The organism is Vibrio sp. McD22-P3 (assembly GCF_021568915.1).
Taxonomy (GTDB): domain Bacteria; phylum Pseudomonadota; class Gammaproteobacteria; order Enterobacterales; family Vibrionaceae; genus Vibrio; species Vibrio mediterranei.
In genome coordinates this window covers 1-21513 of sequence record NZ_JAKGTN010000040.1, presented here as the reverse complement: position 1 = coordinate 21513, position 21513 = coordinate 1, and the positions used below count along the sequence as shown (strand labels likewise).

17 protein-coding genes and 1 riboswitch are annotated in these 21513 nt (G+C 44.0%); of the genes, 11 read left to right on the top strand and 6 right to left on the bottom strand.

Features of this window, described 5'->3' with window-relative positions; translation table 11 throughout:
• Nucleotides 1–192: 192 nt before the first annotated feature.
• Entirely contained in the window at nt 193–1593 is a 1401-nt protein-coding gene (gene lysC, locus L2W36_RS26525) for a lysine-sensitive aspartokinase 3 (RefSeq protein WP_236111992.1), read from the bottom strand.
• Nucleotides 1594–1641: 48 nt separating this feature from the next.
• Nucleotides 1642–1818: riboswitch (Lysine riboswitch) on the bottom strand.
• A 199-nt stretch (nt 1819–2017) separates the two neighbouring features.
• Between lysC and L2W36_RS26520 the strand changes: the two genes are divergently transcribed.
• On the top strand, nt 2018–3136 hold the full coding sequence (locus tag L2W36_RS26520; protein WP_236111991.1) for a pyridoxal-phosphate-dependent aminotransferase family protein: 1119 nt from the start codon (nt 2018–2020) through the stop codon (nt 3134–3136).
• A 76-nt stretch (nt 3137–3212) separates the two neighbouring features.
• Here L2W36_RS26520 and L2W36_RS26515 read toward each other — a convergent pair whose 3' ends face one another.
• The 3 genes from L2W36_RS26515 to pepA all read right to left on the bottom strand — a co-directional run bounded on the left by L2W36_RS26515 (nt 3213) and on the right by pepA (nt 8196).
• Nucleotides 3213–6071 carry a valine--tRNA ligase gene (locus L2W36_RS26515; protein WP_236111990.1) on the bottom strand — a complete coding sequence of 953 codons (2859 nt, stop codon included), beginning with the start codon at nt 6069–6071 and terminating at the stop codon, nt 3213–3215.
• Nucleotides 6072–6169: 98 nt separating this feature from the next.
• Nucleotides 6170–6625 carry a DNA polymerase III subunit chi gene (locus L2W36_RS26510; protein ID WP_006073201.1) on the bottom strand — a complete coding sequence of 152 codons (456 nt, stop codon included), beginning with the start codon at nt 6623–6625 and terminating at the stop codon, nt 6170–6172.
• A 62-nt stretch (nt 6626–6687) separates the two neighbouring features.
• Nucleotides 6688–8196: a leucyl aminopeptidase gene (gene pepA, locus L2W36_RS26505; protein ID WP_006073199.1), complete on the bottom strand. Its 1509-nt coding sequence runs from the start codon at nt 8194–8196 to the stop codon at nt 6688–6690.
• A 191-nt stretch (nt 8197–8387) separates the two neighbouring features.
• On the opposite strand from pepA, the gene lptF reads away from it, so the two are divergent.
• Nucleotides 8388–9503 (top strand): LPS export ABC transporter permease LptF, encoded by a 1116-nt coding sequence (gene lptF / locus L2W36_RS26500; protein WP_006073198.1) that lies wholly within the window; start codon nt 8388–8390, stop codon nt 9501–9503.
• A 3-nt stretch (nt 9504–9506) separates the two neighbouring features.
• On the top strand, nt 9507–10577 hold the full coding sequence (gene lptG / locus L2W36_RS26495; protein WP_006073195.1) for an LPS export ABC transporter permease LptG: 1071 nt from the start codon (nt 9507–9509) through the stop codon (nt 10575–10577).
• 52 nt (nt 10578–10629) lie between these two features.
• On the opposite strand, the gene L2W36_RS26490 is transcribed toward lptG, so the two are convergent.
• Together L2W36_RS26490 and zur are read right to left on the bottom strand one after the other, a co-directional pair.
• Nucleotides 10630–11091 (bottom strand): chemotaxis protein CheX, encoded by a 462-nt coding sequence (locus L2W36_RS26490; RefSeq protein ID WP_006073193.1) that lies wholly within the window; start codon nt 11089–11091, stop codon nt 10630–10632.
• Between the two features lie 8 nt (nt 11092–11099).
• Nucleotides 11100–11552 (bottom strand): zinc uptake transcriptional repressor Zur, encoded by a 453-nt coding sequence (gene zur / locus L2W36_RS26485; RefSeq protein ID WP_006073191.1) that lies wholly within the window; start codon nt 11550–11552, stop codon nt 11100–11102.
• A gap of 468 nt (nt 11553–12020) precedes the next feature.
• Between zur and L2W36_RS26480 the strand changes: the two genes are divergently transcribed.
• From L2W36_RS26480 to L2W36_RS26445, 8 genes are all read left to right on the top strand, one after another.
• The gene (locus L2W36_RS26480; RefSeq protein WP_236111989.1) at nt 12021–13271 is read left to right on the top strand and encodes a magnesium transporter; all 1251 of its coding nucleotides are present in this window, start codon (nt 12021–12023) and stop codon (nt 13269–13271) included.
• 22 nt (nt 13272–13293) lie between these two features.
• A complete protein-coding gene (locus tag L2W36_RS26475) occupies nt 13294–14580 on the top strand; it encodes a hypothetical protein (protein WP_236111988.1) in 1287 nt (428 codons plus the stop codon).
• Between the two features lie 225 nt (nt 14581–14805).
• Entirely contained in the window at nt 14806–15810 is a 1005-nt protein-coding gene (dusA, locus tag L2W36_RS26470; protein WP_236111987.1) for a tRNA dihydrouridine(20/20a) synthase DusA, read from the top strand.
• Nucleotides 15811–15975: 165 nt separating this feature from the next.
• Nucleotides 15976–16185: an envelope stress response protein PspG gene (locus L2W36_RS26465; RefSeq protein WP_006073098.1), complete on the top strand. Its 210-nt coding sequence runs from the start codon at nt 15976–15978 to the stop codon at nt 16183–16185.
• A gap of 99 nt (nt 16186–16284) precedes the next feature.
• Nucleotides 16285–16515, top strand: a complete 231-nt coding sequence (locus L2W36_RS26460; protein ID WP_031495170.1) for a hypothetical protein — start codon at nt 16285–16287, stop codon at nt 16513–16515.
• Nucleotides 16516–16601: 86 nt separating this feature from the next.
• Complete coding sequence (locus L2W36_RS26455) at nt 16602–18476, top strand: assimilatory sulfite reductase (NADPH) flavoprotein subunit (protein ID WP_107307603.1); 1875 nt, start codon at nt 16602–16604, stop codon at nt 18474–18476.
• Nucleotides 18476–20209 carry an assimilatory sulfite reductase (NADPH) hemoprotein subunit gene (gene cysI / locus L2W36_RS26450; protein WP_236111986.1) on the top strand — a complete coding sequence of 578 codons (1734 nt, stop codon included), beginning with the start codon at nt 18476–18478 and terminating at the stop codon, nt 20207–20209. The genes L2W36_RS26455 and cysI overlap by 1 nt, the downstream gene beginning before the upstream one ends.
• Complete coding sequence (locus tag L2W36_RS26445; RefSeq protein ID WP_236111985.1) at nt 20202–20975, top strand: phosphoadenylyl-sulfate reductase; 774 nt, start codon at nt 20202–20204, stop codon at nt 20973–20975. The genes cysI and L2W36_RS26445 overlap by 8 nt, the downstream gene beginning before the upstream one ends.
• Nucleotides 20976–21513: the final 538 nt, after the last annotated feature.

Here is a 21513-nt window from a genome sequence, read left to right as displayed (position 1 = left end):
TTAGAATACCGGCCTGTCACGCCGGGGGTCGCGGGTTCGAGTCCCGTCCACTCCGCCACTTATTAGAAAACCCGATGCGAAAGCGTCGGGTTTTTTATTGTCTGAAGATATCCTATCTAACTCTTTATACTGTTCTATCTGATATAAAAAAGCCCCGTCTAACGACGAGGCCATTTCATTCAACCATTGCTATCATTCAAACAGCTCTTCATGAAGTGCTTTAACGGCTTGTTTTGCTTCGTTTTCATCTAATAGGAAACATAAGTTATGTGGGCTAGCACCGTAGCAGATCATACGAATATTAAATTCATCCAGAGTATCGAATACTTCAGCGGCAGAGCCTTTTGTCTCACTCATGTTGTTACCAATCAGCGCGACGAGGCTTAATCCTTGTTTGACCTCGACTGTACAGAGCTGCTCTAGTTCTTGTTGAGCTTGAGCAGGAAGTTCTGGTGCACCGCCACTCGTATCAGTTTGATCAAGTGTAAGTGAAACACTGACTTCTGAGGTAGTGACCAAATCAACAGAGATTTTGTGTTTTGCCAATACGGTAAAGACATCTGCAAGGAAACCATACGCTTGGAACATTTTAGGGTTACGCAGTGTTACCATAGTTTGATTGTTACGTAGCGCCAATGCTCTAAATAGCGGTGCGCTTTCTACGGATTGTCGTACCCAAGTACCACCTTCTTGCGGCGCTTTTGATGAACCGACAAACACAGGGATTTGGTGACGTAATGCTGGTAAAAGTGTTGAAGGATGTAGGATTTTCGCACCAAAGTTTGCCATTTCGGAGGCTTCACTAAAGCTGATTTCTGGAATAGGGCGTGCATTCGGAGCAATACGAGGGTCCGTTGTATAAATTCCTGGGACATCGGTCCAGATCTCTAACCCCGCAGCTTCTACCGCTTCTGCGATAAGTGCAGCACTATAATCACTGCCACCTCGGCCAAGTGTTGTGGTTTCACCTTCCTCATCAGAGCCAATAAAGCCTTGAGTGACAACAACATGTTGCTGACACAGTGGGATAAGCTTCTCATCGGCTAATTGCTTAGTCGCTTCTAGATTTGGTTCGGCTTTGCCGTAGTCACTATCCGTTTTCAGGACATCGCGAATATCAAAACGCACAGCGTCGACCCCGCGCTCCTGCATTAATCGAGTCAAAATATGAGTCGACATTCTCTCACCACACGCCACTAAGTGATCAGTGAGCTTTGCCGATGTTGCAATAGAAGCAGCCTCGGATAAAGTCGCAACTTTTTCAACGAGTGCTTCAACACGCTTCTCGATAGAAGAGGTGTCTTTGAGCTGCGACATAATGTCAGTATGGATAGCTCTAAGTCTATTGATGAGCTCAGCCCGGCGCGCTTCGTCTTTTACTCCATTTGCCAACTCAACTAAAATGTTGGTGACTCCAGAACATGCGCTGCTTACAACCAGCTTCGTTTGTGGGTTATTTTCGATGATCTCAGCACAACGGCTCATGGCTTCGAAGTTGGCGACGCTTGTTCCGCCAAATTTAGCTACATTGAATGCGCTCACAGTAATTCTCCAGGACTTCCAGTAGTAATAATAAGGTTGGTAACCCAACATCCGATGTTTGAAGAGAAAAATAGAGCGGAGGAATCCGAATAAAGAATGGACCTCAGAAGCTCTTCACCAATCACTTGGTGACAGTTAAAGGGATTCAGCCCGTTCAACCGACAAACTTAATCCTGCAAATTGAGTTCATCTCGGCACTGCTCCCCATCAGTAACATGTATAGAAGTTGCGGCTTCACATGATTACCTGCCTGGGCAGTGCTCCTCTTCCGCTGTAGCTTTTTAGTGGTTGCTACAGATAGTGTGTTTATTCAACGTTTTTGAGCGTGAAAAGTCAATGAAGATTCACAATTTAACCATAAAAAACTGAGTGGTTGGATGTTGCAAAAATGTTGATTTTTACTCCGTTGTGGAACAGACTGAATTTCCTTAGGATATTTTACTTATTACTACAATAAATCATTAAAGGATTGCCCATGACTATTTCTAGCTTTGTGCCCCCTCACCGTACGTTAATGGGGCCTGGCCCATCAGATATTTACCCACAAGTATTGCAAGCCTTGAGTCGTCCAACGATTGGTCACCTAGATCCGCTCTTCATCGGTATGATGGATGAACTTAAAGTGCTGCTAAAGTATGCATTTCAGACACAAAATGACTTCACGATCGCCGTTTCAGCGCCCGGTAGTGCTGGTATGGAAACATGCTTCGTAAACCTCGTCGAGCCAGGCGACAAAGTTATTGTTTGTCGTAATGGTGTGTTTGGCGAACGTATGCGAGAGAATGTGGTTCGTTGTGGCGGTGAAGCTATTGTCGTAGAAGATGAATGGGGTGCGCCTGTTTCTGTGGCTAAAGTAGAACAAGCGATCGCCGAGCATCCAGATGCAAAAATAGTAGCGTTTGTTCATGCTGAGACATCCACTGGAGCTGTAAGTGATGCGCAGGCTCTGGGTTCGCTTGCTAAGCAAAACGATATGCTGACTATTGTTGATGCTGTGACATCTCTAGGTGGGGTGCCTTTATTGGTGGATGAATGGCAACTAGATGCAGTTTATTCCGGAAGTCAGAAGTGCTTATCCTGTGTGCCGGGATTATCACCAGTCACGCTTTCTCCAGCGGCCATTGAGGTAATTAAATCTCGCAAAACGACCGTTCAGAGTTGGTTCCTCGATCAGAGCTTGGTTTTGGGCTATTGGAGTGGAGAAGGGAAGCGCAGCTATCACCATACCGCGCCAGTGAATAGTTTGTACGCATTGCATGAGTCGCTAGTCTTACTCAAAAATGAAGGACTAGAGAATGCATGGCAGCGCCATAAAGACATGCACTTGTTGCTCAAAGAAGGACTAGAACAGCTTGGGTTGAGCTTCGTTGTTGAAGAATGCAGCCGATTACCTCAGCTTAATGCTGTTTACTTGCCGGAAGGTGTTGACGATGCAGCAGTGCGCTCTCAGCTTTTAGAACAGTACAACTTAGAAATTGGTGCGGGTTTAGGTGCGTTAGCTGGTAAAGCATGGCGAATTGGTTTGATGGGGTATGGGGCCAGAAGAGAGAACGTTGCCTTATGTCTTAAAGCACTTGAAACGGTCTTGAAGTAATTCTTGAAATAATAGTTGTTAGCCAATAAAAAACCGAGAGCTAGGCCCTCGGTTTTTTATATGGATTTAGCTAAGCTTAAAGCGCGTCAATAGTTTGCTTTTGCTCTTCCAGTTTAACTAACATCTCTTTGTAACCTTCAAGTTTCTCACGTTCTTTCGCAACAACTGCTTCAGGTGCTTTCGCGACAAAACCTTCGTTACCAAGCTTGCCTTCGATACGTTTTACTTCACCTTGTGTCTTAGCGATTTCTTTCGCTAGACGATCCAGTTCTGCATCTTTATCGATTAGACCAGCCATAGGAATCATAAGCTCAGATTTACCAACCAGTGCTGTAGCACATGCTGGAGTCTCTTCGCCAGCTGTCAGTACTTTGATGTCTTCAAGCTTAGCAAGAGAGACAAGAACTGCTTTGTTCGCTTCTAAGCGAGCAGCGTCTTTATCGTCAGCAACTTTAAGCATGACATCTAGCGCTTTGCTTGGAGCAATATCGTACTCAGCACGTAGGTTACGGATGCTAGTGATGAATGCTTTCACCCACTCAATATCGTCAAGTGCTTCTTGGTTGAAGTTTGCTTCTTCAAACTGAGGAAGCGCTTGAAGCATGATCGTATCACCTTCAACACCATCAACAAGAGGTTTGACGCTCTGCCAGATAGTTTCAGTGATGTATGGGAGTACTGGGTGAGCTAGACGCAATGTCTTCTCTAATACTGTGATCAGCGTGCGACGTGTACCACGTTGCTGAGCTTCGTTACCTTTCCATAGAACGGGTTTAGTCAGCTCTAAGTACCAGTCACAGAATTGGTTCCAGATGAACTCATAAATGGTGTTTGCAGCCATATCTAGACGGTAGTTGTCGATGTGACCGTTGAACTCTTTTGCAGCAAGTTCAAACTGAGACTCGATCCACTTGTCTGCAAGTGAATATTCAATCTCACCACCGTTGAAACCACAATCTTGATCTTCTGTGTTCATAAGCACGTAACGGCTTGCGTTCCATAGCTTGTTACAGAAGTTACGGTAACCTTCTAGACGCTTCATATCCCAGTTGATATCACGACCAGTAGATGCCATTGCTGCAAGAGTGAAACGAAGTGCATCAGTACCATAAGGTTCGATACCATTTTCGAATGTCTTACGAGTGTTCTTTTCAATCTTCTTCGCTAGTTGAGGTTGCATCATGTTGCCAGTGCGCTTCTCTACTAAAGACTCAAGATCGATACCATCAATCATATCGATTGGGTCAAGAACATTACCTTTAGACTTCGACATCTTGTCGCCGTTTTCGTCACGGATTAGACCCGTAACGTATACCGTCTTGAATGGTACCTGTGGTTTGCCGTTTTCATCTTTACAGAAGTGCATGGTCATCATGATCATGCGAGCAACCCAGAAGAAGATGATGTCGAAACCTGTAACCAGTACATCTGATGGGTGGAAAGTTTTCAGGTCATCAGTGTTTTCTGGCCAGCCTTGAGTACCGAATGTCCACAGTGCAGATGAGAACCAAGTATCAAGAACGTCGTCGTCTTGACGCAGAACAACAACTGGCGCTAGACCATTGTTCTCACGCACTTCCTCTTCGGTACGACCTACATAAACGTTACCGTCGTTGTCATACCATGCTGGAATGCGGTGACCCCACCATAGCTGGCGAGAGATACACCAGTCTTGAATGTCACGCATCCAAGAGAAGTACATGTTTTCATATTGCTTAGGCACGAATTGGATTTCGCCATCTTCAACTGCTTTGGTTGCTGTCTCTGCTAGAGGTGCAGTACGAACATACCATTGGTCAGTTAGCATGGGCTCAATTACCACGCCACCACGGTCGCCATAAGGTACGGTCAGATCGTGATCTTTGATTTCGTCCAGAAGACCAAGCTCTTCGAACTCGGCAACGATAGCTTTACGAGCAGCGAAACGCTCCATGCCATGATATTTAGCTGGAAGCTCTGTTGAATACGCATCGCTTGCTTCACCATTTGTGGTGAATACTTCTGCTGCGTCACGAATATCTGCATTGAACGTTAGGATGTTGATCATTGGCAACTGGTGACGTTTACCAACTTCATAGTCGTTAAAGTCGTGTGCAGGTGTGATCTTCACACAACCCGTGCCTTTTTCCATATCAGCATGCTCGTCACCTACGATTGGAATACGACGGTCTACGATAGGAAGCAGGATTTCTTTGCCGATAAGATCTTTATAGCGAGGATCTTCAGGGTTTACCGCAACACCAGTATCGCCCAGCATAGTTTCTGGACGAGTAGTTGCGACAACAATGTAGTCTTTACCTTCTGCTGTTTTTACGCCATCAGCTAGAGGGTAGCGGAAGTGCCACATGTGGCCTTTCTTGTCTTTGTTTTCAACTTCTAGATCAGAAATCGCTGTGTGTAGCTTTGGATCCCAGTTAACTAGGCGCTTACCACGATAGATAAGATCATCTTCGTATAGACGAACAAAGACTTCTTGAACGGCATTAGATAGGCCATCATCCATAGTAAATCGCTCACGATCCCAGTCTACAGATGCGCCTAGACGGCGAAGCTGTTTAGTAATTGTGCCGCCAGACTCGCCTTTCCATTCCCAGATCTTGTCGATGAAAGCTTCACGGCCATAATCGTGCTTAGTCTTGCCTTCTTCAGCGGCAATCTTACGCTCAACGACCATTTGAGTTGCGATACCAGCGTGGTCAGTACCTACTTGCCAAAGGGTGTTTTTGCCCTTCATACGCTCGGCACGGATTAGCGTATCCATGATGGTGTCTTGGAATGCATGACCCATATGTAGGCTACCAGTGACGTTCGGTGGCGGGATCATGATGCTGTATGATTCTTTAGTCGTGTCACCGTGAGGCTTAAAGTAGCCTTTCTCTTCCCAAGTCTTATACAGAGCTTGTTCGATAGATTGTGGGTTATATGTCTTTTCCATAGCTTTCTGGATACTTACTTTAATCTGTGAAAGAAATTTGCCAAACCTTATAAATAAACGCAGGGAAATTAACGCTTACTTATAAGGATTGACCTTGATTAGGATTCTGAATGTTGAATCTCAATGGTTTGAAGCTGATAGCCCGCTTGACGGTAAATTTTATACCTTTCTCGCGCAGTTTGCTTAGCTTTTTCTTCGCAAGGGACGAAGTCTACCACTTGACCAAAGGACTGCGCAAAGGTTGCGTGACTATTCGCCAAATTTATTGCTAGTTGCCTATTCCAACTGGGTTTAAGGCCCTCATGACCAATCTCTACCGGCGTGCCATTTTTAGGTCCTTCACCAATGAGATTGTGGGCAATAAATTGTTCGGGAGTCACTTGCCAGAAATACTCAGCCAACAACTCAGCTTCGGCTTTGTCACTGCAGTTAATATAGAGTTTGGCACCTTGCGCAGTAAAATGGCGACAGAGAAAATGCACATAGGCAAACCACCCCTGTTGAGAGGCTTGTTCGGAGTCTTCATTAATGATGTAGAAGGTTGCCGTATTCATGTGAAATGTCGCTTTGCTCTGGTTATTGGTAAGCAATAAAAAAGGCCTTTCGGCCCTTCTGTTTACTCTTCAGTCTCTTGGCCACTGCGGTTTAGCAAGAATTGGACAAGTAGCGAGACAGGACGACCCGTTGAGCCTTTCGCTTTACCTGATTTCCATGCCGTACCAGCAATATCTAAGTGTGCCCAGTGATATTTCTTAGCAAATCGAGATAAGAAACAACCAGCTGTAATCGTACCACCAGGGCGGCCACCAATGTTTGCCATATCAGCAAATGGGCTTGCTAGTTGCTCTTGGTATTCGTCTGCCATTGGTAGACGCCAAGCGCGATCGCCAGCTTGCTCAGAGGCGTTAACAAGTTCATGTGAAAGTGGGTTGTGGTTTGAAATCACACCACTGATATGATGACCTAGTGCAATCACACATGCACCCGTAAGAGTGGCAACATCAACAACACATTCCGGCTCATAGCGTTCGACATAAGTTAATGCGTCACACAGAACCAAGCGACCTTCTGCGTCCGTATTTAATACTTCAACTGTAAGGCCAGACATAGTTGTGAGGATATCACCTGGGCGATAGGCATTACTGCCAGGCATGTTTTCACAGCCTGCTAGTACTGCAACCACGTTGATCGGCAGGTTCAGCTTAGCCAGCGCTTTCATGGTACCGAATACCGATGCTGCGCCACACATGTCGTATTTCATCTCATCCATGGCTTCGCCAGGTTTTAGTGAGATACCGCCTGAATCGAACGTTAGGCCTTTACCAACTAAAACAATTGGCTTCGCATCTGGATCTGGGTTGCCCTTGTATTCCATGATAGACATCATAGATTCATTCTTTGATCCACGACCGACAGCTAGGTAAGACGTCATACCTAGTTTTTCCATTTCTTGCTCACCAATGATTTTGGTTGAAATGGTGTCGTAATCATCAGCCAAGCGACGAGCTTGAGAAGCAAGATAAGCTGGGTTTGCGATATTTGGTGGCATGTTGCCAAGATCTTTCGACGCTTTAACACCTGAAGCAATCGCTAGACCGTGAGCAATCGCTTTTTCACCAAGATTTAACTCACGACGTGTAGGTACGTTGAATACTAGCTTACGCAGTGGACGACGTGTTTCTGGTTTACTACTCTTGAATTGATCGAAGGTATAAAGACCATCTTTCGTTGCTTCAACAGCTTGACGTACTTTCCAGTATGTATCGCGGCCTTTAACGTGCAGCTCTGTTAGGAAACATACGGCTTCCATAGAACCAGTCTCGTTCAACGTGCTGATGGTTTTTTGAATGATTTCTTTATATTGGCGCTCACCAAGCTCTCGCTCTTTACCACAGCCAACTAACAGAACGCGCTCTGAAAGCACCCCAGGTACTTGATGCAGCAGCAGCATTTGACCTGGCTTACCTTCTAGGTCACCACGACGTAGCAAAGAGCTAATATAGCCATCGCTGATTTTATCAAGCTGCTCTGCAACCGGAGAGAGACGACGTGGCTCAAATACGCCAACGACGATGCATGCACTACGCTGCTTCTCTGGACTGCCACTTTTAACACTAAACTCCATGCGTACTCCTACATCCTAAAGACAAATAGAACTAAATGTTGGATAATCGATTCTTAATGCTTGAATCCTATGAGCCATTTCGGCCTATAATCTAAAGATAAGAATCGATCAAAAAAGTAAAAAATAAAAGGTTTACCCGAAAACTATAGCGATTCAATCAAAAAAACAAGTTTTGTATAGGTGTTTTCACTGTGATTATTGTTAGATATTTGATCAGAGAAACAGTTAAGAGCCAATTAGCCATCTTTTTAGTGCTCTTTTTAGTGTTTTTCAGTCGTCAATTTATCCAAGTGCTTGCTGATGCTTCCGATGGAGATATTCCTGCTGGTCTGATTATGACTTTAGCGGGTATTAGTATGCCGACAATGGGACTATTGATGTTCCCATTGAGTATTTATATCGGAATCCTAGTTACTTTCGGGCGTTTATACGCAGAAAGTGAAATCACGGTAATGAATGCGACCGGGATAGGTAATAAGTTTCTTATTCGTGCGGCTATGTATTTAGCGGTACTGACCACTTCTCTAGCTGCGTTTAATGCATTCTGGTTAGCCCCTTGGACTCAAGAGCAAGAAGTGCAGATTCGTGAACGGCTTGCATCGGAAAACTCGGTGGAGCTTTTGCAAACGGGTAGCTTCCAACGAACCCCTGACGGTTCTTCGGTTGTCTTTATTGACAGCATAAAAGATAAAAAGCTAACCAATGTCTTCGTTGCTCAGTTAAATCCAAGAGATTCGGTGTTACCTAGTGTGATATCGGCGAAATCTGGTGATGTAAAAGAGTTAAGTGATGGTCGACAAGTGATTGCGCTCTATGACGGTGTTCGTTATGAAGGGGTGCCGACTCGTCTTGAGTATATGGTTACAGAGTTTACCGATTATGAAGGGGTCATTGGGCAGCGTGAAGTCCAACAGCGTGGGCGCTCTTGGATGGCCATACCCACTATGGAGTTATTGGGTAACCCTGATCCTAAAGCGCAAGCCGAGCTTCATTGGCGAATTTCCTTGGTGGTATGTATTCCATTATTAACCATGTTGGTGGTGCCTTTGTCGGCGGTAAACCCAAGGCAAAGCAAGTTTGCCAAAATGGGGCCAGCAATCTTGGCTTACTTCGCTTATTTTATGGCGATCAGTGCAATGAAATCGGCGCTAGAAGATGGGGCTTTTCCGTCGTACATCGGATTATGGCCAGTAAACTTTGCATTGCTGCTTGCCGCGATCGGTGTCAATACTTGGGATACGGTCGGTGTGAGGAAATTCAGAGAGAAACTGCGTCGTAAGCGCATGCAAAGACGAGAGGTAGCTTAGAGCGTGTTTAGAATACTAGACGTCTACGTGGGTAAGACAATCATTACCACGATCATATTAGTGCTCTCGGTTTTCGTTGGCTTATCTGCTGTGATCAAATTTGTCGAACAGCTTCGTTCAGTTGGCGAGGGGAGCTACACCATGCTGTCGGCATTGTACTTTGTGATATTAGGGATGCCGCGTGATATTGAGTTGTTTTTCTCTATGGCTGCGCTACTGGGCTCCTTAGTCGGCTTAGGTATGTTAGCGAGCAGCTCCGAGCTTGTTGTTATGCAAGCTGCCGGGATTTCGAAGCTACGTATTGGTCTTTCAGTACTTAAGACGGCAGTGCCTTTGATGGTGGTAGTGATGGCATTAGGGGAGTGGGGGGCACCAACCACTCAGCAAATGGCTCGCGATTTGCGCCTTCAAGCGACATCCGGAGGTAGCATTGTATCGGTTAGGAATGGTGTCTGGGCTCGGGATGCGAACGACTTCATTTTTATCTCTAAGGTCAATGGCGAGTCTGTTGAAGGATTGAATATTTGGCGCTTCGGTGAGAATAAACAGCTCAAAGAAACGGTGTTTGCGGAATCAGCAGATTATCTAGGCGATAATCGTTGGGAGATGCACCGAATTCAAATTACAGACATGAAAAACGATGAGGCATTATCAAAAGAGACGCTCGACAAGCAAGTTTGGGAAACTTCACTGGTGCCTGACAAGCTAGCGATTGTTACTGTGGATCTTAATGAGTTGCCGTTAAGTGGATTGTGGGATTATACCCAATACCTGAAAGACTCTGAACAGGATGCATCTCGTTATGAACTGGCATTTTGGCGTAAAGCGACACAGCCAATTTCAGTCGCGGTAATGATGTTAATGGCACTGTCTTTTGTGTTTGGTCCTTTAAGAAGTGTAACTATGGGTGCGCGTATTCTCTCTGGTGTCATCGCAGGTTTTACGTTCTACATTTCGAGTGAATTCTTTGGGCCAGTTAGCCTTGTATATGGGATGTCGCCGTTGTTTGGTGCCTTAGGGCCTAGTTTGGTGTTTTTAACCATAGCCATGTTGCTTCTGCGCAGAAAACTATAATAAAAAAGGCTCCAACCGGAGCCTTTTTTATTTTGTTTAAGTGAAAGAGAGTTTACTCGAAGCAAATCTCGATAAATGCATCACCCCATTCAGAGGTAAAAGGCATGATGATGATCGCTCCATCGCATTTATGCCTGATGGTATGTCCTTTACCCGAGACAACCACTGGAGTTGCCATATCAAAATCGAAGCCATTCTCAGCTAAAATCCGTTTTGCACCACCAGTGACCATATTGGTGATTTCACCGACCATATCGGTTACTTCTTCATTGAGACCGTGTGGTTTCTCGCCGAGCATGTTCTGCATGATTTCGAGTGCAAGCCCCTCTTCAAATGTGATCGACATTGAACCACGAGTTTGGTTGCCTACCATCCCGATAAGACCAGATACGTCCCCGCGAGCAATCTCATCTTTCTTAATTCTTGGTTTTAATGGTTTGATTTCCATCGTCGCCATGGTTTTTAGCACATTTATTAAGGAGGCTAAAAACGGGTTTACAAATTCAGCGCGCATAACTTCTTCTATTTATTTTCAACTTCCAATGATGAACACGTCTGACAAATGCCATGAGATTCAATAACGTGATTGGAGAACTGGAAGCCATGTTTTTCAACGTTACTATTCAACAAGGCTATCAGAATATCATCTTGTAGTTCAACGACATTGCCGCACTTATCACAAATCAACAAATGAGAGTAGTGCTTATGCTCACCAAATGAACAGCATGAGATAAAGCTATTAGTTGATTCAACTCGGTGAATAAAACCTTGTTCTAAAAGAAAGTCTAGAGCGCGATACACGGTAGGCGGTTTAGCTTTTGGCTCACTGACTTTGAGCTGTTCTAATAATTCATAAGCACTAGAGGCCTTCTTATTTTCACAAATAAGCTCATAAACAGTTCGGCGCTGAGGAGTGAGTCGCACACCTCTTGCGGAACAGATATCTTCCAATTGTTGTATTAGCTTTTGATTCACATGGTCACCTGTCTTAGCGAAGTCCGACTATTTTATACTAATTCCCCACGTAGATCGTTAGTAGGCTGACTCGAATTTTCGTATTGACCGATTCGTCACTTTATTCTGCTGGTGGCTCTGAACAAAGGGATGAAATATTTTGCAACATCAAAGTTGCCAAGTTGTATATTCGCACTGTTGACTATGAGGAGTCGGATACCTACCATGCGCCCATATTTTCACAGGAGAAATATTATGGAAAACGACAGTCGAAGGTGGATTACTAGCTCAAGAGCGCGGATCTTATTGGAGTAATATGGACTAAGCATTGTTACCCCCTTCAACTTTTCTCGCCCTCTTAAAATGACGTTGGTTTCTTTCTCTGAAACTCAAACGCTATCTTGTTAGTAACCACCTGAAAATGAATTTTTTTGTCTATTGCTCGAATGGAGCAAGGGATCGTCATATCTAATAAAAAGGTGCGTTATCATGACCATTATTAACACCGTAAACGAATACAGCCATCACCAAACCGTTAGCTTCGAGTCCGGCACGACTCAAGTAGATTTCACTCTTTTTAATCATTGGATTGAAATGCGTGAGATACAAAAGCTTAACCAACATTTTAACGCTGAGTACATTCAGCAAACGCTTTGTTTTACTCAGCAGTTATCGGCAGAGTCGCTTCAACGACTTTATTCTCTAGAGGGGTTCGATTATCAGCAAGATGTAGAGCGGTTTCTTCAAGCAAGGCACCCCGTTATCCATACTGTTAATTCCGCAGCAATGACAGTGCTCTATCATGATATGTCCGTAGAGCAGGCGAAAAAAGCATTGAACAGTCTGTATGTTGAGTTTGCCTGTCTTACTATCGTCGACGATCTGGGACGGTTTGTTGGCTTAATTAAACTGGATATTTTGTTTAAGTCTCAACCTAATTTAAAACTGTCCGAGATTGTCCAGCATGCCATCAGCTGTCATTTTAGTGCATCACAAGAACATGCGGTGGCGCTACTCAAACAAAGTCGTTTTGACGTTGTACCAATCTTAAATAGTCAGGGGCTTCCTGTTGGTTTGCTATCGGCTAAATCGGCGATAGATATCGTTACCGAAGAGCAAACTGAAGACATGGAACGATTGATGGGCATTCAGCAAGATGGTCATGTCGGCGACTATATGAGCCTGTCTGTTATGGAGCATGTGAGTAAGCGTATTGTCTGGGTAATAGGCTTAGCCATATTGGGTTTGTTATCCGGTATGGTGATCCATAGTTATGAAGATGCAATTGAAGCGTTTACGGTTTTGGCCTTGTACATGCCAATGATAGCGGACTCTGGTGGTAATGCTGGTACGCAGTCTGCGACTGTGATGGTGCGCTCTCTGGCGTTAGGAAGCGTCAAGCTGCGTGACTGGCTGTCAGTGTTGTGGAAGGAGACACGCATTGCCATTGTTATTGGTGGTGTACTGGCTGTTATTACTTTAGGGAAAGTGAGTTTACTGTCTTATGGCGTTGAGTTGCCGGCGAATCTGACATTAACCATGTTGGGCTGTGCAATTGGCTTAGCACTCTTCTTCCAAATAGTCTCTTCTACCGTTATTGGCGCTATGCTGCCTATGATGACTAAACGACTCAACCTTGACCCTGCCGTTGTCGCTAGCCCAGCGATAACCACCATCGTTGATATTGGTGGGCTGCTAATCTATTTTTTCTGTACTACTCGATTACTCGGTTTGTCTTAACCTCAGGGTAGGAGCTGTCACCATGAATATAGAATGGAGAGCGAGCAACGCTATAGTGGTGTCCCAGATGCTACGGGGTGGTGAGGTTGGAACCATAGATATCAAGATCTATATGGATGGCCAACGTTATTCAGTTGCAAATTTCAGTGAGGAGGCAACGGATGATCTGTACCGTTCAACATTCCTCTATCACAACACTGTTAGTCTATTAACTGAAGAAGCTCGACTGGAGTTCATCGCTCTGGAAATGGGTAACTGGTGTCCTGCAACTGAAAGTAGACTAGTGGAATGGCTAACGTCGTTCCATACTGCGATACGTGCACAGTGTCTTTCGGTTTGTTGTGAGTCTGGATACCCTGGCGTGCCGTCTTTGTGTTGGCAGGTGGAGAGGGTAAATTATAAGTTTGCTCTTTTGTTTGAGCGTTGCCCATCGGCGCGCTCATCACATCAACGTTTATTAGTCATCGCATGCCAAGAGCTGTTAAAACTCTATGAAAGGTTGAGAGACAATCACGCAGAGTCGTCATCGCAATCTGTGTTGAACTGTCTTTCTCGACTTTTGTTTGAACGCAACCATATTGCAGGCTGGCGTCCATACGAACAGAGAAAGAAAGCATATCGTGGAACGGGCTACCATGATGAAATCGAAGAGTTTGCCTCTAGTTGGCCAGCTTATCGGCATGAGCACTTGTGCACTCAGCGCCGTGCATCCGTAAACCACCTGATAACCATTGCTTTAAGCAGCATGCTCGCCATGTCAGTCGTGTTAATGTTCAATGTTCATTTGATGAAACAGGATGGACATTTGACTTTGAGTCTACTTATATTGATCTGCTTGCTTTATGGTGGGCGTGATGTTGTCAAAGAAGTTCTCAAAGTAAAGATCACCAAGCAGCTTAACAAATTTAATTTCTACCGAAGATATAAATTGATTCGACCTGGAAGTTTTCGAATCATTGGTAAGCGCAAAACTCGGATGCAGTCTCAATTTAGCCCGTATAAAACATCATCTAAGCTGTGTTTGCAAAAAACGGAGAGTATCTCTGTTGCCAAAAGACTCAGTAAACATTCGATATCAGTGTACTGCGAGACTCAAATATCACTAAACAACTTAGACAAATATCGTAAGACGCAGCATTTTAGAGTGCTGAATCAGCATGGAGAAAGTGAACGTACACCGATACGAGATAATCGTGATTTGCATATTTGTATCCAAATCACTCAATCAAATAGAAACACAATAACAAAATCGTTTCGTTGTAATGATAAGGACAACAGTCGTTGGTTTGAAATAAAACCCGCAAGCTAGCTCGAGGTAGCTGGTGGTCTTTAAAGCGCCGTTATTGGCCGTTAGGCATGGCGATATCTGTGTTGGTTAGATGATTAGCTACTTCGCTTTCTTTTTGAAACTCTTCCGCTCTCTGTGTATGATTGGCTGCTTTTTCTTGATGACGATAACCGCTTTATCAGGGAAGCATGGAAAATTCCACGATATTCAAAGCGGATTTGATGGGTAAAATTATTAGGTAAAACAATGACCAAGCCAGATAACACAAGTAAATTCCAATCAAACCGCTTATCCGTTGCGCCCATGCTCGATTGGACAGATAGACATTGCCGTTACTTCCATCGTCTATTGTCATCGCAAACGTTGTTGTATACCGAAATGGTAACAACAGGTGCGATTATCCACGGTAAAGGTGATTTTCTTGCGTATAACGAAGAAGAACATCCGGTAGCGTTACAGTTAGGTGGGTCTAATCCGGCGGACTTAGCGACGTGCGCAAAGCTTGCCGCGGAGCGTGGGTATGATGAAATCAACCTCAATGTGGGTTGTCCTTCCGATCGTGTTCAAAATGGTCGTTTTGGTGCTTGTTTAATGGCGGAGCCAGAGCTGGTGGCAGAGTGTGTCGCGGCGATGAAAGAAGTTGTTGATGTTCCAGTAACGGTGAAAACACGTATTGGCATTGACGATCAGGATTCTTATGAGTTTCTGACGCGATTCGTCTCTCTTGTCTCAGAAAAGGCGGGATGTGAACAATTTACTATTCACGCGCGTAAAGCTTGGTTAAGCGGCTTGAGTCCAAAAGAAAACCGAGAGATTCCACCACTGGATTACCCACGTGCTTATCAAATTAAGAAAGACTTTCCTCATTTACAGATCGCAGTGAATGGTGGAGTGAAGACCCTTGAAGAGTCTCTTGAACACCTGAAGCATCTAGATGGTGTCATGATAGGCCGTGAAGCGTATCAAAACCCTTATATTCTTGCGCAAGTTGACCAACTAATCTTTGGGCTGGATACTCCAGTGAAAAAGCGCAAGCAGGTTGTGGAAGAGATGTATCCATACATTGAGCAACAGTTAGCGAACGGCTCGTATCTTGGTCATATCTCTCGTCATATGATTGGTTTATTTCAGGCGATGCCTGGTGCGAGGCAGTGGCGTCGTTACATTAGTGAAAATGCTCATAAGAAGGGTGCCGGCATTGAGGTACTAGAAACTGCATTAGCGAAAATACCTGCGGAACTTGACGTGTAAGATACCAACTTATTGGTCAATAATACCAACTCCTATTGTGCTCAGTGCCAATAGGAGTTTTTGTTTTTTGTAAGTATATGATTTCTAATGTTTATAATAGTTGGAACAGTTCCTGCAATACCAAAGTTAAGTCGTTAATGAAGTCACAAGCACGTAGGAGGTGTTATGTTTGAACTGATTTTCGTATTGGTATTTTTGGCTACACTGGTAATGACAGGCGTAACAGTGATGACAGTAACGCTGGCTGTGGTTGTTTCGTTTGGTGTGATGTTTATGTTGGGAATGGTCGGCATCGTCTTCAATTTACTCCCGTATATTATCGCGTTCCTTATTGCGATTTGGTTGTATAAGAAAGTAGTAGCACCATCAAGTTAACAAAATAGCAACAAATATCCCTACAGATTAAGGCGTAATTGCTATAGTTAGTGTATGGCACTAGGTACAGTAGCTACGCCGAGATTTCTGGAGGGAACCATGACAATGACTGAGTTAAAGCACCTATACCATCAGAACTTGTTAGCCGAGGCGATCATAGAACCGTCTTCTTCTGATGAAGGTTGGATTGTTGAGTTTCGCCACAAGCAGGGTGGTTTTCTTATGTTGACTGATATTCATGGTGCTGAATGTCAGTATAACGATCTTGATAAAGCGTCTAAGTCTGCCTTGGCCGTTGGCTTTACTGAGGTTCGAATTGAAGCCAAGTAATCCTCTCTCTTCTTCCAAAAAGTTATAAAACATTCATATCTATTCTTTCTTGTTATTAAGGTGGTTGGTTAATCTATCGTCACGCAATGATTAGGGATGTCGTGACAATGTCTTCAAATGTAAAACAGTCATCAAATGGCAATACACAACCACAAGAGCTACCTAATGTAGCTGCACCATTAAATGACCAACAGATCTCACAACTTCAACAAGCTTCGAGTAATTTATCTTCTAACCAACTTGCTTGGGTGAGCGGATACTTTTGGGGATTGAGTCAAGCGCAAGCTCCTACCCAACTCACCCCTGTAGCCAGTGCAGTAAATACAGCCACGGCTTCTGTACCTGCTGGAAAACTGTCAATTATCTTTGCTTCACAAACTGGTAACGCGAAAGGTGTTGCGGAAGAGTTGAAAGAAGAAGCGAGTACTTTAGGTATCGATGTAGAGCTGTTTGATGCGAGTGACTACAAAGGTAAAAACCTAGCAAAAGAAACGCACGTTATTATCGTCGCTTCGACTAATGGAGAAGGTGAAGCGCCTGATAACGCTATTGAGCTACATGAATTTCTGCAGTCCAAAAAAGCCCCTAAACTTCCAAACTTAAAATATGGTGTGATTGGTTTAGGTGATTCAAGCTACGAGTTCTTTTGCCAAACAGGTAAAGACTTTGATTCTTTCTTAGCTAAGCTGGGGGCAACCTCATTTATCGACCGAATTGACTGTGATGTCGACTATGATGCACCAGCTGAAGAGTGGCGTGCGAATGCTCTGGAAAAAATAAAAGCTGACCTCGCATCTCAAGCTGCAGAGGTTGTAACACTACCGGTTGCTAATAATACCGCTGCGGTAACCTATACCAAAAAGAACCCATACACCGCGACGTTACTGACTAGTCAAAAAATCACCGGACGTGACTCTGGCAAGGATGTTCGTCATATCGAAATAGATTTAGAAGGCTCAGGTCTCACCTACCAGCCAGGCGATGCTCTTGGTGTATGGTTTGAAAACAATAGCCAATTGGTTGACGCGCTTCTAGCTCAAGCTGGTTTGTCAGGTATTGAAAGTGTCGATGTTGACGGTGAAAGTCTGTCTCTTCGTTCTGCGCTGATTCGCCACTATGAAATTACTGCTGCGAATCCTCAATTAGTTAGCCAGTACGCTGAACTCTCCAACAGCAAAAAGTTGCTTAAGTTAGCCGAAGACAAAGATAAGCTGCGAGAGTACGCGGGACGTACTCAGGTATTAGACGTATTTAAAGAGAAGAAAACCAAACTTGAAGCATCACAGTTACTGTCATTGCTACGCCGTCTAACTCCTCGCCTTTACTCTATTGCTTCTAGTCAAGAAGAAGTGGATGAAGAAGTACATCTAACAGTTGGGTTGGTGGAGTATTCTACTGGTGAGGAGAGTCGCTACGGTGGTGCGTCGTACTTCCTGTCTCGTGATCTAGAAGAAGGCGCAGAAGTAAAAGTATTTGTAGAACACAACAACAACTTTAAGTTGCCAGAAAATGGAAATACCCCAGTTATTATGATCGGCCCAGGCACTGGTATTGCGCCATTCAGAAGCTTTATTCAACAGCGTGATAATCAAGGTGATAGTGGTAAAAACTGGCTGTTTTTTGGAGATCGTACCTTCACACAAGATTTCCTTTATCAAGTTGAATGGCAAAAATACCTTAAGTCGGGTGTCTTAAGCCGTCTAGATGTGGCGTTTAGCCGAGATCAACATGAGAAAGTCTATGTGCAACACCGCCTACTAGAGCAAGGTGAACAAGTGTGGCAATGGCTTGAAGAGGGGGCACATATCTATGTGTGTGGTGATGCGAACCATATGGCTAAGGACGTACACAATGCACTGTTAGAGATTACTAAGGTGCATGGTGGAAAATCACCGGAACAAGCTGAGGAGTTTGTCAGCGAATTAAGAAAAGCAAAACGTTATCAGAAGGATGTGTACTAATGAGCAAGCAATCAGTGACTATTCAAGAAGTATTAGGTCAAGAGTTAGGACCACTATCTGATAACGAGCGCCTGAAACGAGAAAGTAATCTGCTTCGCGGTACGATCGAATCAGATCTACAAGATCAAATAACGGGCGGCTTTACAGCGGATAATTTCCAGTTGATACGATTCCACGGTATGTATCAGCAAGATGACCGTGATATTCGAAATGAACGAGCTAAGCAAAAGCTTGAACCTCTACATAACGTCATGCTACGAGCAAGAATGCCAGGTGGAGTTATAACGCCGAAACAGTGGCTTGCTATTGATAAGTTTGCAACAGAGCATTCTCTTTATGGCAGTATCCGTCTGACTACTCGTCAAACGTTCCAATTCCACGGTGTACTGAAGCCAAATATAAAGTTGATGCACCAAACACTGAACTCCATTGGTATTGATTCAATTGCCACTGCTGGAGATGTGAACCGAAATGTCTTGTGTACGACTAACCCTGTTGAGTCTGAGTTACATCAAGAAGCGTATGAGTGGGCGACTAAAATCAGTGAACACTTACTACCCAAGACTAAAGCCTATGCTGAGATCTGGTTGAACGGTGAAAAAGTAGAAACAACGCAAGAAGATGAACCTATTCTAGGCAAGAACTATTTACCTCGTAAGTTCAAAACCACCGTAGTGATACCACCGCAAAATGATGTGGATGTTCACGCTAATGACTTGAACTTTGTTGCTATTGCAGAAGAGGGCAAGCTTGTCGGCTTTAATGTGCTGGTGGGTGGCGGATTAGCGATGACACATGGTGACACCAGTACTTATCCAAGAAGAGCAGATGATTTCGGTTTTGTACCGCTTGATAAAACGCTTGAAGTGGCTGCTGCAGTAGTGACGACCCAAAGAGATTGGGGTAACCGCTCTAACCGTAAAAATGCCAAAACCAAATATACTTTGGATCGTGTAGGTATTGATGTCTTTAAAGCAGAAGTAGAAAAGCGCGCCGGCATCAAGTTTGAGCAAAGTAAACCATATGAGTTCACAGAGCGTGGCGACAGGATTGGTTGGGTTGAAGGTATTGATGGTAAACACCATCTAACACTCTTTATTGAAAATGGACGTCTACTGGATTTTCCGGATAAACCTTTAAAGAGCGGCGTCGCAAAGATCGCTGAAATTCATAAAGGCGATTTTCGAATGACGGCCAACCAAAACCTTATTGTGGCTAAAGTATCCAAGTCGAATAAAGCCAAGATAGAAAAGATAGCCCGTGAACACGGCTTGATGGATGACACAGTATCAGAACAGCGCAAAAACTCGATGGCGTGTGTTGCTTTCCCTACGTGTCCTCTTGCGATGGCAGAAGCTGAACGTGTTCTACCAAGCTTTGTTACTGATGTGGAATCTATCTTGGATAAACATCAGATCAATAAAGAAGAAAGCATTATCTTACGAGTCACTGGATGTCCTAATGGTTGCGGACGTGCAATGTTGGCTGAAATAGGGTTGGTTGGTAAGGCGCCGGGTCGTTATAACTTGCATTTAGGTGGTAACAAAGCAGGTACTCGTGTTCCTAAAATGTATAAAGAGAACATCACCGAAGCGCAAATCCTAGAGGATATCGATTCGTTAGTTGGTCAGTGGGCAGAACAACGAGAAACAGGTGAGGCCTTTGGAGACTTTGTCATTCGAGCGGGCATCATTCAAGAAGTGAAAGTATCGAAAAGGGACTTCTATGCTTAAACTCCAAGAACAATCAACATTAAATGATTTACTTTCGCTCACCAAAACCGAACAGATCCTAAAACTGGCGGAGCTTAATGCAGAGCTGGAACGGCTCAATGCAGAGCAAAGAGTTCGATGGGCGTTTGAAAATCTACCTGGACAGCATATCTTGAGCTCGAGTTTTGGTATGCAGGCTGCGGTTATGCTTCATTTGGTTAGTCAGGTTCGTTCAGAAACCCCGATAGTGTTAACAGATACGGGGTACTTATTTCCTGAAACCTATCAATTTATTGATGCGCTTAAGGAGAAATTAAACTTAAACCTACATATATATAAAGCAGAGTTGTCGCCGCAATGGCAAGAGGCAAGATACGGAAAGCTGTGGGAACAAGGTCTTGAGGGAATCAAACGTTACAACCAAATGAATAAAGTGGAGCCGATGAGGAGAGCTTTAGAGGATTTGAGTGTTCAGACTTGGTTTTCAGGATTGAGAAGAGAGCAGTCGGAGAGTCGAACTAACTTGCCCGTACTAGCGATTCAAAATGGCAGATTCAAGTTTCTTCCTATTATAGATTGGAGTGACGACCAGATTGACACTTATTTATCGGAACATGGCTTGAGTTACCATCCGTTGAAAGACCAAGGGTATCTTTCTATTGGTGATACTCATTCGACGGAAAAGTGGAAGCTAGGAATGAAGATAGAAGAAACTCGCTTTAACGGCTTAAAACGAGAATGTGGTTTACATGAAGATGACGTCGAACAAGATGGTTCAGGAATCTAGAGTAAATCGGTTATTAAAAAAGGAGGGGAAACCCTCCTTTTTTAATAACTCTGTGGATAACTTGTAATTAAAATAAGGATAAAGTGGGATAAATAAAGCTTTGAATGAAAAAGAAACGCTTAGTCGTTATTTTTGTATTTTTTCCTAAAAAACGCTTGCCAATGTGATCCGGATCTCTATAATGCGTCCTCACTGACACGGCAGAGCCCACAAGGGTTCAAGGCGAGAGTAAGTAAGGCGTTCAGCTGATAAGATGGTCAAAAAAGTGTTTGACACTGAGAATCATCTCGCTAGAATAGCCGCCTCTTCAAACGGAAAGCGAAACGCAGAGTTCTGAAGAGAATGTTCTTTAACAATATAAACCTATCAATCTGTGTGGGCACTCGTTGATGATAATCAAATTAGAAGCTTTGGCTTCAAATTAGGTTTCAATGAACTGAGTGACCAATCAAGTCGAAAGACTTGGCACAGTCAATTCTTTATCGTTCTGTTGGAACGATAATAGCTTTAGATTACTAAGGTAGTTTAAAGTCAGTAT

What these genes read in the sequence shown, in the direction of transcription:
- lysC (WP_236111992.1), bottom strand. Translation starts at nt 1,593, where the DNA reads ATGTTGGGTTACCAACCTTATTATTACTACTGGAAGTCCTGGAGAATT.
- L2W36_RS26520 (WP_236111991.1), top strand. Translation starts at nt 2,018, where the DNA reads ATGACTATTTCTAGCTTTGTGCCCCCTCACCGTACGTTAATGGGGCCT.
- L2W36_RS26515 (WP_236111990.1), bottom strand. Translation starts at nt 6,071, where the DNA reads ATGGAAAAGACATATAACCCACAATCTATCGAACAAGCTCTGTATAAG.
- L2W36_RS26510 (WP_006073201.1), bottom strand. Translation starts at nt 6,625, where the DNA reads ATGAATACGGCAACCTTCTACATCATTAATGAAGACTCCGAACAAGCC.
- pepA (WP_006073199.1), bottom strand. Translation starts at nt 8,196, where the DNA reads ATGGAGTTTAGTGTTAAAAGTGGCAGTCCAGAGAAGCAGCGTAGTGCA.
- L2W36_RS26490 (WP_006073193.1), bottom strand. Translation starts at nt 11,091, where the DNA reads ATGCGCGCTGAATTTGTAAACCCGTTTTTAGCCTCCTTAATAAATGTG.
- L2W36_RS26480 (WP_236111989.1), top strand. Translation starts at nt 12,021, where the DNA reads ATGACCATTATTAACACCGTAAACGAATACAGCCATCACCAAACCGTT.
- L2W36_RS26475 (WP_236111988.1), top strand. Translation starts at nt 13,294, where the DNA reads ATGAATATAGAATGGAGAGCGAGCAACGCTATAGTGGTGTCCCAGATG.
- dusA (WP_236111987.1), top strand. Translation starts at nt 14,806, where the DNA reads ATGACCAAGCCAGATAACACAAGTAAATTCCAATCAAACCGCTTATCC.
- L2W36_RS26465 (WP_006073098.1), top strand. Translation starts at nt 15,976, where the DNA reads ATGTTTGAACTGATTTTCGTATTGGTATTTTTGGCTACACTGGTAATG.
- L2W36_RS26460 (WP_031495170.1), top strand. Translation starts at nt 16,285, where the DNA reads ATGACAATGACTGAGTTAAAGCACCTATACCATCAGAACTTGTTAGCC.
- L2W36_RS26455 (WP_107307603.1), top strand. Translation starts at nt 16,602, where the DNA reads ATGATTAGGGATGTCGTGACAATGTCTTCAAATGTAAAACAGTCATCA.
- cysI (WP_236111986.1), top strand. Translation starts at nt 18,476, where the DNA reads ATGAGCAAGCAATCAGTGACTATTCAAGAAGTATTAGGTCAAGAGTTA.
- L2W36_RS26445 (WP_236111985.1), top strand. Translation starts at nt 20,202, where the DNA reads ATGCTTAAACTCCAAGAACAATCAACATTAAATGATTTACTTTCGCTC.